Origin of the sequence: Candidatus Enterovibrio altilux, from assembly GCF_002381345.1 — a bacterium.
GTDB lineage: Bacteria > Pseudomonadota > Gammaproteobacteria > Enterobacterales > Vibrionaceae > Enterovibrio > Enterovibrio altilux.
In genome coordinates, this window is record NZ_CP020663.1 from 72178 (window position 1) to 86732 (window position 14555).

Annotated in this window: 8 protein-coding genes and 1 pseudogene; 7 read left to right on the forward strand and 2 right to left on the reverse strand. The window is 37.8% G+C overall.

Annotated elements, in window-relative coordinates:
• The first annotated feature begins 14 nt into the window (after window positions 1–14).
• The 6 genes from nusA to pnp all read left to right on the forward strand — a co-directional run bounded on the left by nusA (window position 15) and on the right by pnp (window position 9338).
• Window positions 15–1502, forward strand: a complete 1488-nt coding sequence (gene nusA, locus BTN50_RS07980) for a transcription termination factor NusA (protein WP_096619738.1) — start codon at window positions 15–17, stop codon at window positions 1500–1502.
• 21 nt (window positions 1503–1523) lie between these two features.
• The gene (gene infB / locus BTN50_RS07985) at window positions 1524–4163 is read left to right on the forward strand and encodes a translation initiation factor IF-2 (RefSeq protein WP_096619739.1); all 2640 of its coding nucleotides are present in this window, start codon (window positions 1524–1526) and stop codon (window positions 4161–4163) included.
• A gap of 84 nt (window positions 4164–4247) precedes the next feature.
• Window positions 4248–4640, forward strand: a complete 393-nt coding sequence (rbfA, locus tag BTN50_RS07990; RefSeq protein ID WP_096619740.1) for a 30S ribosome-binding factor RbfA — start codon at window positions 4248–4250, stop codon at window positions 4638–4640.
• Complete coding sequence (gene truB / locus BTN50_RS07995) at window positions 4640–5614, forward strand: tRNA pseudouridine(55) synthase TruB (RefSeq protein WP_096619741.1); 975 nt, start codon at window positions 4640–4642, stop codon at window positions 5612–5614. Before rbfA ends, truB begins: the two co-directional genes overlap by 1 nt.
• A 132-nt stretch (window positions 5615–5746) precedes the next feature.
• Complete coding sequence (gene rpsO / locus BTN50_RS08000; protein WP_096619742.1) at window positions 5747–6016, forward strand: 30S ribosomal protein S15; 270 nt, start codon at window positions 5747–5749, stop codon at window positions 6014–6016.
• A 1189-nt stretch (window positions 6017–7205) separates the two neighbouring features.
• On the forward strand, window positions 7206–9338 hold the full coding sequence (pnp, locus tag BTN50_RS08005) for a polyribonucleotide nucleotidyltransferase (protein WP_096619743.1): 2133 nt from the start codon (window positions 7206–7208) through the stop codon (window positions 9336–9338).
• 784 nt (window positions 9339–10122) lie between these two features.
• Here pnp and BTN50_RS08010 read toward each other — a convergent pair.
• Both BTN50_RS08010 and BTN50_RS08015 read right to left on the reverse strand, forming a co-directional pair.
• Window positions 10123–11439, reverse strand: coding sequence for a DUF945 family protein (locus BTN50_RS08010; protein WP_096619744.1), 1317 nt, complete (start codon window positions 11437–11439; stop codon window positions 10123–10125).
• Window positions 11440–11685: 246 nt separating this feature from the next.
• A pseudogene (locus BTN50_RS08015) lies at window positions 11686–12556 on the reverse strand (IS5 family transposase); the annotation flags it as partial.
• A 538-nt stretch (window positions 12557–13094) separates the two neighbouring features.
• On the opposite strand from BTN50_RS08015, the gene luxC reads away from it, so the two are divergent.
• The gene (luxC, locus tag BTN50_RS08020) at window positions 13095–14540 is read left to right on the forward strand and encodes a long-chain-fatty-acyl-CoA reductase LuxC (protein WP_096619745.1); all 1446 of its coding nucleotides are present in this window, start codon (window positions 13095–13097) and stop codon (window positions 14538–14540) included.
• Window positions 14541–14555 lie beyond the last annotated feature (15 nt).

Below are 14555 nucleotides of genomic sequence, written 5' to 3' on the forward strand. Positions count from 1 at the left end.
TGAGGCATTAATTCATGAATAAAGAAATCTTGTCTGTTGTAGAAGCGGTATCCAACGAAAAAGCAGTACCACGTGAGCGTATTTTTGAAGCGTTGGAAATTGCTCTGGCGACAGCTACAAAAAAAAAATACGCAACTGAAATTGAAGTGCGCGTAGCCATCGATCGTAAAACAGGCGAAATAGCTACCTTCCGTCGGTGGGAAGTGGTTCTAGAAGTTACTCAACCAATGCGTGAAATCACGCTTGATGCTGCGCAGTTTGAAGACGAAACGATGGAAATTGGCAGCTATATAGAAGATGATATTGAGTCCGTATTATTTGACCGGATTACTACACAAACCGCAAAACAGGTTATAGTACAAAAAATCCGCGAAGCTGAGCGCATACAAGTGGTTGATCAATTCATGGATAATGAAGGGGAGTTGATCACTGGTGTCGTTAAGAAAGTCAGTCGTGAAGTGGTTATTGTTGATTTAGGCAGTAATGCGGAAGCGGCAATCCAACGTGACGACCAATTACCACGCGAGAACCTACGCCCAGGTGATCGTGTGCGTGGCTTGCTATATGCTGTGCGCCCTGAAGCACGTGGTTTCCAGTTATTCATGACTCGTTCTAAGTCTGAAATGCTGATCGAATTATTCCGCATTGAAGTGCCAGAAATTGGCGAAGAAATCATTGAAGTAATGGGTGCTGCACGTGATCCTGGTTCTCGTGCAAAAATTGCTGTTAAAACTAATGATAAACGTATTGATCCTATTGGTGCGTGTGTTGGCATGCGTGGTGCTCGTGTTCAAGCTGTTTCTGGAGAACTAGGTGGAGAACGCATTGACATCATTCTTTGGGATGATAATCCAGCTCAGTTCGTTATCAACGCTATGGCACCTGCAGATGTAGCATCTATTATTGTTGACGAAGATACTCATACAATGGATATCGCGGTGGAAGTTGATAACTTAGCACAAGCAATAGGCCGTAACGGTCAAAACGTTCGCTTGGCATCTCAGTTAACAGGCTGGATACTAAACGTCATGACTGTTCAAGATCTTCAAAAAAAATACCAAGAAGAGGCAGGCAGATCTATTGAATTATTCAGTAAGTATCTTGGTATTGACGAAAAATTTGCCACTCTATTGGTTGAAGAAGGCTTCACCACACTAGAAGAAGTGGCATACGTACCTGCTGCTGAGCTTCTTGATGTTCATGGCCTTAATGAAGATACAGCAAAAAAATTGCGAGGCCGCGCGAAAGAAGCGTTGACGACTATTGCGCTGGCAAAAGAAGAAATTTTTGATGGGATTGAGCCTGCTGAAAACTTACTAGGTTTGAATTGTCTGGAACGAGATTTTGCGTTCCGACTTGCAGCAAAAGGCATCTGTACCTTGGAAGCTCTAGCTGATCAAGGGATAGATGATCTTCTGGATATCGAGGGAATGAATGAAGTGAAAGCGGGTGAGCTGATTATGGCCGCGCGCAATATATGCTGGTTCAGCAACGAAGCTTGAATGCAGCAAAGGAGGAGCAGAATGTCAGAGGTTACAGTTAAAGCACTGGCGAACGAAATCGATACGTCAGTAGAACGTTTGCTGAAGCAATTTCAAGATGCAGGCATTCAAAAATCGACAGACGACAGTGTAAGCCAGAATGAGAAACAAACCTTGCTGTCACACCTAAAGCGAGAGCATGGTAATGATGGTAGTGCTCCAATCCGGCTGACGTTACAGCGCAAAAAGCGTAGCACTTTGAGTGTTTCTGGTACCGGTGGAAAAAGTAAGGATGTGCAGGTAGAAGTGCGTAAAAAACGTACTTACGTGAAACGCAGTGAACTAGAAGAACAACGTGTGATTAAAGAGGCTGCACGGCGTGAAGTTGAAAAAATAACAAAGCGCAAAGCTCAAGAACAAACAAAACGTGAGGCAAGAAAGACATCCAATCGTAACACAGAAGAACAAATATGTATTACGACGAAGAAAGAGCCATTATCACAAGAAACAGCAAAAGAAAAAACCGTTCGTGTAACTGCAGAAATGCAAACCAAGAATGAAGCTGATGAACTCAAGCGCCGCCAGGAAGAAGAAGCCAAGCGTAAAGCTGAAGAAAAAAGCCAGCGCCAGCTAGAAGAGGCACGCAAAATGGCAGAATTAAATGCAGAGCGTTGGAGTCAACAAGACGCAGTACCAAACGTAATGGAAACAGCAGATCATCACATTACAACCTCAACACACGCACGTGAAGCAGAAGATGAGGCGGATCGTCGCCAAGAAGCTACACCTCGCCGTCGTAAGAAAAGAAAATCTGCACAAGATAAAGATGACTCAAGTCGCAACCGCCGTGGTCGAACCAAAGGTAAAGGCCGTTTAGCTAAACTAACCACTATGCAGCATGGTTTCCAAAAACCAGCACAAAAAGTTAACCGTAATGTAGTAATAGGTGAAACCGTTACTGTTGCCGAACTGGCTAATAAAATGGCAGTTAAAGCGACAGAAGTGATTAAAGCAATGATGAAGATGGGTGCTATGACTACCATTAATCAGGTTATTGATCAGGAAACGGCAGCACTAGTTGCTGAAGAAATGGGTCACAAGGTTGTTCTCCGCAAAGAGAATGAGCTAGAAGAAGCTATTCTATCTGATCGTGATGACACTGCAATCCGTGAACCACGTGCACCCGTTGTTACTATCATGGGTCACGTTGATCACGGTAAAACATCTCTACTAGATTACATCCGTAAAGCACACGTAGCATCAGGTGAAGCGGGAGGTATTACCCAACACATCGGCGCATACCATGTTGAAACTGATAATGGCATGATTACCTTTTTGGATACTCCAGGACACGCAGCGTTTACTTCAATGCGTGCTCGTGGTGCGAAAGCAACTGATATCGTTGTTCTGGTTGTTGCAGCTGATGATGGCGTAATGCCACAAACTATCGAAGCTATCCAGCATGCAAAAGCGGCAGAAGTGCCACTGATTGTTGCCGTAAACAAGATCGATAAAGAAACTGCTAATCTTGATCAAGTTAAGAATGAACTAGCTCAATACAATGTTATTCCTGAAGAGTGGGGCGGTGAAAATATCTTCGTTCATGTTTCAGCGAAGGAAGGTTTAAACATTGACAGTCTTTTAGAATCAATTCTTCTTCAATCAGAAGTACTTGAGCTCGAAGCAATTCGCGATGGCATGGCAAGCGGTGTCGTTATCGAATCTCGCTTGGACAAAGGTCGTGGCCCAGTAGCTACCGTTCTTGTTCAAGAAGGTACTTTGAAGAAAGGCGACATTGTTCTTTGTGGCCTTGAGTATGGTCGTGTTCGAGCAATGCGTGATGAAAACGGTCAAGACGTTGATATTGCTGGTCCTGCTATTCCTGTAGAAATCTTAGGTCTATCCGGTGTTCCTCAAGCAGGAGATGAAGCAACAGTTGTTCGTGATGAGCGTAAAGCACGTGAAGTTGCGTTATATCGTCAAGGTAAATTCCGTGACGTTAAACTGGCTCGTCAGCAGAAAGCAAAACTGGAAAATATATTTTCTAATATGACCGAAGGTGAAGTCTCTGAACTCAATATTGTTCTTAAAGCTGATGTGCAAGGTTCTGTTGAAGCGATTACTGACTCATTGATAAAATTATCTACTGATGAAGTGAAGGTAAAAATCATTGGTTCAGGGGTTGGTGCTATCACTGAAACTGATGCCGTTCTCGCGGCTGCGTCTAACGCTATCTTAGTCGGCTTCAACGTACGTGCAGATACATCTGCACGTAAAATTATCGATGTTGAAAATTTAGATTTACGTTATTATTCAGTTATTTACGATCTAATTGACGAAGTAAAAAAAGCGATGGGTGGTATGCTTGCTCCTGAATTCCAACAAGTCATTATGGGTCTGGCTGAAGTGCGTGAAGTCTTTAAATCGCCTAAAATTGGTGCAATTGCTGGCTGTATCGCGACTGAAGGTACAATTAAACGCAACAATCCAATTCGCGTTTTACGCAATAATATTGTTATCTATGAGGGTGAGCTTGAGTCACTACGCCGTTTTAAAGATGATGTAAATGAAGTGGAGAAAGGTTATGAATGTGGTATCGGAGTTAAAAACTACAATGATGTTAGCGTAGGTGATCAAATCGAAGTGTTTGAGATTATCGAAGTTAAACGCACTATTAAATAATAGTTATCTCTGAAAAGTTGTCTATCAACACCATGGGGGGAAGGCACTTAGACCTTGCCTCCATTCCATATGAGAAAAAAAGTGATGGCAAAAGAATTTAGCCGTACCCAGCGCGTTTCTCAGCAAGTACAAAAAGCAATTGCTTTGATCTTGCAACGCGAAATTAAAGACCCGCGTATAGGTATGGTAACAGTATCTGGCGTTGATGTTTCACGTGACCTTTCGTATGCAAAAGTACACGTAACCTTTTTTACCATAGGCGGTCAAACCGTTGAAGATGGTTTAACAGTGCTAAATGAACAAGCTTGGTACGTACGTATTCTGCTTGGTAAAGCGATTAATCTGCGTATAATACCTAAAGTGCTCTTTGTTTTTGACCAGTCGCTGACCGAAGGTATACGTATTTCTAGCCTTATTTCTCGTGCCATTACATTAGACAAAAAACATCGTGTAGATGTTAACAGAGAAGAGGAATAGTGGGTCGTAGTCTTCGTCGTAGCGGACGTCAGGTTGATGGAATCATTCTGCTAGATAAACCAAGAGGTATTACTTCTAATGATGCTGTGCAGCAAGTAAAACGAATTTTTTTCGCAAAAAAAGCAGGTCACACTGGTGCTTTAGATCCATTAGCTACTGGCATGTTGCCTATATGCTTTGGTGAAGCAACTAAATTTTCTCAGTTTTTATTGGATTCAGACAAGCGTTATCGCGTAGTGGTGAAATTAGGTGAACGCACAAATACATTAGATTCTGATGGTGAAGTGATTGAAACTCATGACGTTAACGTCAACCTCGAACAAATTGAAGGTTGTATTGCAGGCTTCCGTGGTGAAACCATACAAGTGCCACCAATGTTCTCTGCATTGAAGTTTGAAGGCAAGCCGCTTTATGAATACGCCCGTGCTGGCATTGAAATTTTTCGTGAAGCACGTAAAATTACGATATATGAAATTTCTTTATTGCATTTTGCAGGTGATAGTATTGAGATGGAAGTGTACTGTTCGAAAGGCACTTACATTCGTGCCATCGTGAATGATTTGGGTAAAATGCTAGGTTGTGGTGCACACGTGAGTGCATTACGTCGTATTGGCGTTTCAACATACCCGATAGAAATGATAGTAACTCTGGAACAATTGAAAGAATTGCTTGAGCAAGCGCGTGAGCAACATACCCAACCACATGAATTACTCGATCCACTTCTTTTACCTCTTAATTCAGCGGTGCAGGCTTTACAAGAAATTAATTTATCTCCGGCAGCTGCGAGTTATGTATTACAAGGTCAAGCAGTGCAAGTGTTAAACGCTCCGTCTAAAGGCCGAGTAAGCATGACTGTTGGTGAGCAGCGTACATTTATTGGTGTAGGTGAAATTAATGCTAATGGTTTGATTACGCCGCGTCGGTTGGTAAAAATTCATCAGCACGAAGCATTTATTGAAAACAAAATTTATTAATAGTAAGAATATGTTAGTGTGGGCTATATTGATTGCTTTATTGAGTAAACTCTGTACAATTAATTATTCGAGTGTCAGCTGAATCAGAGATTGGCTGACATAAATTTAACCTTTAATATTTAGGAAGAGACTATGTCTCTGAATGCAGAAACTAAAGCAACAATTGTTGCTGACTATGCACAAGGAACTCATGACACTGGTTCTCCAGAAGTTCAAATAGCGCTGCTAACAGCCTCTATCAACCACCTGCAAGGCCACTTCGCTGAGCACAAAGGTGACCATCATAGTCGCCGAGGTTTGTTACGCATGGTGTCACGTCGTCGTAAGCTTCTGGATTATTTGAAGCGTAAAAATGCTAACCGTTACTTTGAGTTGATCAAACGTCTTGGTCTACGTCGCTAATAAAGCTTTGGCTTTTATGTACCGCATATCAAAAGGAGTCTATACGACTCCTTTTATTATTTATTTTAGCTAGTACACTAGGTCTAAATTGTCAAATCTATGAGAACAATATATATGAATGAACCTTAAAAAAGCTTGATCATTAATCATATACAATCGTGCCATAAGTTATAAACGTTTTTTCAATTGATAACCAAAGATAAAAACTTAAAATGTAGCATAATAAGACTCACAGTGACTATGTGTGTGACTGCATAAACTCAGTATTTTTTATCCTTTAAGGTTGGAATACATCCATAATTTCTTAAGCTTAACGTATTAACTTACCACTATACCTATTAAATGGTTGCCTATGTTTACAAGCCGTTTGGAGTTCACTATACGGCAGCTAGAATCAACAACATAGCTACGTCATAATACGTACAAATTTTATATTACAAAATAAAACAATTTTATTCGTCGCAACGATGCATGGATAGATACGTAAAGAGCAAGATTAAGCTTTCAAAACAACGGCAAATAGTAGTCGTATTCATCTTATTGGTGGCCTAATTTTTAGCAAAGTTGTAGACACTCTGAACAACTCAGATAATACAATAAACCATTACAATATGGCCTGTTTTTTGCAAATTAATAATTTTTATTTATAAGCTGCGTATTTTTAATGGAGCAGAATATCATCGAAGTGACTTCACTAAAAATACAATATTTGTTTTTAAATTGAGCATTCTTGCCTTCCTCTTTATCTTACCAATCTCAATCTAATAGAGCAGATATAGACATTATGAATAAATAGTAAAGGTTATTTTAAAGAAGTTATTGATAAATTTTTTAATAACCTGACTAAATAATAAGTTTTAAACACTAAATTCTGCATTTTTAGGTTGATTAAGTCAAGCTATTTGAATACGTTTTATTTCTTTGTATCACCTAGCCTTAAGTGTGAACCCTAGTTATTCGTGCCTAAACATGCAACTCATGACCATTTGGGTATATAATACTGGCACTTTCATTGACTTTGCAATCTACTAAGTTAACCTTCAGGTTGCTACTATTGAGTAACTATTCATTATTATCTTTGTTTCTAAATAGATAAGTAGCAATAGAGTATTGTCATTAATCACGATTAGTGAAGCCGTTAAAAAAAGTATATGTGCTCAGAATGCGTCAATAAAATAAGGAGTTTATAGTGAATCCAATCGTAAAAACATTCCAGTATGGAAACCATACTGTTACGCTAGAAACTGGCGTTATGGCTCGTCAGGCAACTGCGGCTGTAATGGCAAGCATGGACGATACTTCAGTATTCGTAAGTGTTGTAGGTAAGAAAGAGACTGTTGAAGATCAAGACTTCTTCCCGTTGACGATTAACTACCAAGAGCGTACTTATGCGGCAGGTAGGATTCCTGGTGGGTTTTTCAAGCGTGAAGGGCGTCCTTCTGAAAGCGAAATACTAACATCACGTCTGATTGACCGTCCAATCCGTCCACTTTTTCCAGATGATTTTAAAAATGAAGTTCAGGTTGTTGCCACTGTGGTTTCTGTAAACCCAGATGTTAATCCAGACATCGTAGCTTTGCTTGCAACTTCTGCTGCTTTAGCTATTTCTGGTCTGCCTTTTAACGGCCCTATTGGTGCTGCACGCATTGGGTTCATAAACGGTCAGTGGGTTCTGAACCCAAGCAACACAGAATTAGAAAACAGTCGTTTAGATCTGGTTGTTGCTGGTACTGGTAGTGCAGTTCTAATGGTTGAATCAGAAGCTGATCGTTTGAGCGAAGAACAAATATTACAAGCTATCATGTTTGGTCATGACCAACAACAAGTCACGATTAATGCAATCAAAGAGTTCGCTGCTGAAGTGGCCATACCTTTATGGAATTGGGTTGCACCTGTTGTTAATGTAGAGCTTCAAGTTCGTGTTACTAAGCTCGCTGAAGTACCATTAGTTGAAGCGTATCAAATCACCGAAAAAATAGCTCGACATGCAAAAATTAACCAGATAAAGAAAAAGATTATTGAACGACTGACCGAAGAAAATGATTCACTGAATGTTCGTGAACTTGAAAGTATGTTGGGTTATCTTGAAAAAAAAATTGTTCGTAGCCGTATTCTTGGTGGTAAGCCACGTATTGATGGTCGTGAAAAAGATATGGTACGGGCACTTGACGTACGTACTGGCGTTTTGCCACGTACCCACGGTTCTTCACTGTTTACTCGCGGTGAAACTCAGGCATTAGTTACTGCTACTTTAGGTACTAAGCGTGATGCGCAGATCATTGATTCAATCACTGGTGAGCGTATTGATAACTTCGTGCTGCACTACAATTTCCCTCCATACTGTGTAGGTGAAACTGGTTTTATTGGTTCACCTAAACGTCGCGAAATTGGCCACGGCAAACTGGCGAAGCGCGGCGTTCAAGCAGTTATGCCTTCACAAAACGAATTCCCGTACACAATTCGTGTGGTTTCTGAGATAACTGAATCTAACGGTTCGTCTTCTATGGCATCTGTATGTGGGACATCGCTAGCGTTGATGGATGCGGGTGTTCCAATAAAGAAATCTGTTGCGGGCATCTCCATGGGTCTTGTAAAAGATGATAATAATTTTATCGTTCTTTCTGATATTTTGGGTGATGAAGATTACCTAGGTGATATGGATTTTAAAGTAGCAGGTACAGACGATGGTATTACTGCATTGCAGATGGACATGAAGATTGAAGGTATCACGAAAGACATCATGGAAGTCGCTTTAAACCAAGCTAAAGGTGCTCGTCTGCATATTCTTAGCATCATGGATCAGGCTATTAGTTCTGCACGTGAAGAGATTTCTCAGTTTGCACCTCGCATCCATACTATCATGATTCATCCTGACAAAATCAAAGATGTGATTGGTAAAGGCGGCGCAGTGATCCGTGCTCTAACTGAAGAAACTGAAACTACCATTGAAATCGAAGATGACGGTACAGTGAAGATTGCTGCAACTGATGGTGATAAAGCTCGTGATGCGATTGAACGTATCGAAGCACTGACGGCTGAAATTGAAGTTAATCGTATTTACACGGGTAGAGTTACACGTGTCGTAGACTTCGGTTGCTTTGTATCTATTATCGGTACTAAAGAAGGTTTGGTACACATTTCCCAAGTTGCTGATAAACGTATTGAGAAAGTATCTGACTACGTTGAGCAAGGTCAAGAAGTTCAAGTTAAGGTTATGGAAATCGATCGTCAAGGTCGTATTCGCCTGAGCATGAAAGAAGCATTAAAAACCACTACGATACCGGCTGAAGTATCTAATATTCAGCCAGAAGCTGGCGCATAATGTCAATCTAAACCTGTGTAATTGGGATGTTACGAGTCATTAAATGTGCAGCCATTTCAATCATCCAAAATATAGAAGGGAGCTTTGCTCCTTTTTTAATTGTAGAAATAAAACTAATGCAGAAAACAATAATGGCTGTGTACTTTCGTAAATTCATGATTGTTGTTGTTTGGATATTCTGTAATTCAGTTAACAATTACTATCAACCATGGTTTTAGTGACTCATAGTAACTCAATAAAAAAGTTTAGCTGGCTGGTCATGTATTTCATAGGTTGTTCGTTGTATAAAATACCAATTTCTGCTATGGTGATCATTATAACTACGACGTTAAATATTATTTTTACTAGCAGACAAAACGGTTTAAAAGTACCATCTTGTCCTCAGTGGGTACCAATACTATTTTTGTGAAAAATATTGACTAATCTTCCAGCATGAATATACAGAAACAACGTTTTTAGTGTGAAATTACACTAAGTTTAAATGCCCAGGAATGTCCAAGTTGGAGGCATTGACATCATAATAAAAGCATTAAATAATGCTAGTAGAACTAAGATACTAACAACGAAAGCAATCGTCTAATAGTGAATAATGTTGGGACTTGCTGTCTAAATTCGAATTAGGAAACAAGCCTATCGTTAGTTTTATAATGTTCAATTTCATAGTTTTGAACTACCTTTCTACGCTGGTACAGACAATACTTAACATAAATCATAACCTCAGAAAACAAGCATACTACAATAAGTTTAATGTAATCAATACATGCACACTTAAACGATGACTAATTTACATCATTAAGATTATCAGAAGGCCAACAGGTATATTTTGCCCCGTTAAGGAAACAATTTGGTTACCTTTAATTTTAGCGTTCACTGTCAATATGCCTTCTTTTTGGCTAACAAAACCATATTTTTCAAGCCTGTCAATCATATTTCTTATCTTAGGAAAAATTACCACATAAGCAAGTGGTACACTAATATTAACATCACCTTTAATTTTATTTGGTAATGCTTTAATATTCTGAGATACATTTGAAAGACCTGATTCTAGAGTCAAATCTGCATTCGCATTGATATGCCCTTCCAGTGTACCAATTTCAAGTGAATTTAATTTAATGCTCAAACCTTTCGCAACGAGTGAATCTAATGTGGTTATCATCTGAAGCATATTTTGTTCTGTCAATTCATGACGCATAACATTCGCAATCAATGCTAATGTTGTCATTGCATTGTAAGCGAACGCATTAAAACCTACCACTATCTTACAATTATGCAAAGTGATGACATCTTGAATATTAAATTTTTCGATGGAGATCTTATTTTCAGTGTTAAATCGAAGATCATTTGCTGCAGCTAATTTTACATTACCACCACCCAAAGCATAAAGCATATTCTTCACTTCCATCGTCAAATTATTCATGTTTACTAATATACTACTTTGTGTATCAATATTTATAGCTTCAACATTTATGGATTGAGAACCAACCCATATGTCATCAACAAGACGACCACGACCCGTACCTGTAATATTAATAGCAACAGTCTTGTCACCCAATGGGGAGTTAACATTTAAAAATGGCCAGCTTATATCAAATGTAATGATATGTTTTTTATTCATTTCACCATTAATAATAAGAGGCGCACTGGTTACCATCATTTCTTCATCTTTCGCATTAAGACCTGTAAAGGTCATATTGTACTGTGTATCACCTAATATTGACGTTTCTAAATGCGCAAAAAGTGGAGATTCACCATTTGGCCAAAATTTATTAGTTATGACTTTTAACTCAGGGGTTATTTTTAATGTTGAATCACTACTAATACTTAAGACACCATGCGATACGTGACTGTTTACAACATATGTCGTTGGAATATCGTATACATCTAACTGTTTTTTGACAGCTCCGATCAAGGAAATTTTCGTTACAATATCAGACGACAGATAGCCGCGATCATAAGATTCACGGGTAAGAACTGCATATGGAGTTTGGAATTGTTTAATTTTTTGATCATACATAGATTGACTTATTTGTCCTGACGCTAAAGGCCAAATAACGACTAATGCCACAGCACCTGCAATTGCCGTGTGCTTCCCAAAAATCATATTCACTCCAATGTATTATATAAAAATTTTTCCTTATTGTAGGCTATTAAACTTTTTAACCCCATGGCTTAATACAGTTTTTAACTTAAATGCGTCATTTTACAACTGCTATTCTCAGCTTACATACTATTTATAAAATAAAAAATTTTATTTTATAAATGAGGCAACTCAGTTATTCATCTACGTTCTCAACAGGCTTTGTTTTCTAATTTGAGTTCAAATAGCAAATCTCAACATAATTAAGGATTAAACGATTTCTTTGATTCTAGGCATACCTAGCCCGGTCAGTTTATTTAACGCTTTTATCATACGTGAGTCTCGATAATCGAAGCATTGTGATCTCAGAAGTTCAATATCTCTCCCAATCATTTGTTGACTCAAACATAACCTATCTCTGATAGAGAGCGTTTATGATTACCATACTTCGTTTTCCAATGCTTGTTTGGATCATAGAACTTTTGACAATTGACCGCTACATTACGCGGATGATCACGTTTTTAAAAAATCGCTGCTTTTCTTTGTTAGCTAAGTGGGACCGCTCGTTTAGTACGAATGGTTTCATAACGTTGTCTGGTGTCGTAAGCACCATCGCCTGGTATTGCATTGATTCTGCAACGAGTCTGTTTGAGTAAGTCAGGCAGCGCACACCGTCAGTTACACTTAACTCAGCAGGAATTATCTCAGGCATATGGATATCTATTGATAAATGTAACTTGCATGAGACTCACCGTTTCCCATCAATGTCATGCTTTTTTACTTTTCATTATCCTTCACCGTAAATTTTTAGCTCCGTGGAATCAATGGCTAAGTGCAGTATAGTGCTTTTAGTCTTCGTTTTGAGCATGACGTTAACCGTTTTAATTCATTAGCTCGTGCATGCATAATTAAGCCATGACAACGGCTATTGAATAAATTTAAACATAGAATTAATGAATCTTTGTAGACTTCTCCATGGCATTGCAAATACGCATTTAACCATGAGGGCTATCATAATGGCTAAGTCACTGCGCAACAGTAGTTTCCCATGATTACCTAGCTTAGTTTTATTCCAGCGCCGAACAGCTTCTGCATCAATCCAGCATGTTAGTGAACCACTATCGAGTAAAGCTTGATTATGCTACTTTCAGTTAGTTTTTTTGTAGCAAAATTTATTCGTTGACCTAAATATTTAAGTGAGCCTATCTATTTAGAGCGTAGATTGATGATGTAGTTTCTTAATTGAGAAAACTAAACCGTACTCAAGCCTGAATCTTCAAGTTGATTTAGTATATTAAATAAAGTTTGAAGTATGATTTATGATTTATTGTGCTTTTTGGATCGATGTCAAAATTATGCATATTCTTGTATATAGTGTCTAGTTTTAGATCAGTATTGTGCTATATTCATATGCAGATAGAAAACAACTTAAATAGTAGTATTTTAAAATAAGTAAGTAAATCATATGTTATTTTAATGTAAATGATAATAGTATTATTCAAGTAACACTTATTTATTTATTTAATGTTAAACTTTAATGTTATATTTAGTATAAATCAATGTAGTGAGGTATATATAATATGTTCATTTTTAATATGTTAACTAACTAATAATATTAGAATTGATCAATACCTCTTATCATATTCCTTAATTTAACCTGTTAAGATAATGTGGTGTATATGGATAAATTAATTCCAATGATCATTAATGGTCAGATTGAAAAACAATTTGAAAATACAGAAAAAAATATGAAAATTGATTTCAATAATGGCGCGCTTGTTTACTTACCAAGTATATCTCTATTACATATTAAAAAAATAATAGAATATGAAAATATAAATACTTTAAAATTGCATGACATTATTAATTTTTTATACACAGTTGGGCAGCGATGGAAAAATGAAGAGTACTCAAGAAGAAGAACGTACATCCGTGAACTTAAAAAATTTATGGGTTATTCGGAGCAAATGGCAAAGTTAGAAGCAAATTGGATAGCCATGATTCTCAGCTCTAAAAGTGCTTTATACGATGCTGTTGATAATGAACTTGGATCCAGGCATATTACTGATGAATGGATTCCACAGGATGAATGCTATGTAAGAGCTTTCCCTAAAGGAAAATCTATGCATTTGTTAGCGGGAAATGTTCCCTTATCAGGTATTAGTTCAATTATACGTGCAATATTAACAAAAAATCAGTGCATAATTAAAACTTCGGCAGCTGATCCATTTACAGCACATGCTTTAGCTATGAGTTTTATTGATACTGATCCTGAACATCCAATAACACGCTCTTTATCTGTAGTTTATTGGTCTCATGACGATGATACAAGTTTACCTGAACAATTAATAAAAGGAATGGATGTTGTTCTTGCTTGGGGAGGATCTGCTGCCATCGAATGGGCTGTAAAACATTCACCTCCTATAATTGATGTAATTAAGTTTGGTCCTAAAAAAAGCTTAAGTCTTATTGATAATCCGGAAAATATCTCAGCCGCAGCAACAGGTGTTGCTCATGATATTTGTTTTTACGATCAGCAAGCATGTTTTTCTAGTCAAAATGTTTTTTATATTGGTAATTCCTATCAAGCATTTAAAAGTGAACTAAAAAATAGTCTTAACTTATATAAAAAAATACTTCCAAAATCAAAACAGAACTTTGATGAACAAGCTGTATATTCTCTTACTGTTAAAGAATGTCAATTTGCAGGGCTTAATGTAGATATCGATGCTGAACATGAATGGATGATAATTGAATCTGATCCTGGTGTTGAGTTTAATCAACCATTAGGACGATGTGTATATTTACATCATGCTGTAAATTTCGATAAAGTGCTTAAATTTATTGTTAAATATCAAACACAGACAGTATCAATATATCCGTGGGAGTCATCATTCAAATATCGAGATTATCTCGCATTGAAAGGCGCAGAACGCATTGTTGAATCTGGCATGAATAATATATTTAGAATAGGTGGTTCACATGACACCATGCGTCCACTTCAACGATTAGTTAGATTTATTTCACAGGAAAGACCGTTTGATTTTACTGCTAAAGATGTTGCAGTTAAAATTGAACAAACCCGCTTCCTAGAAGAGGATAAATTCTTAGTTTTTGTCCCTTAATACGAGTAAAATAAT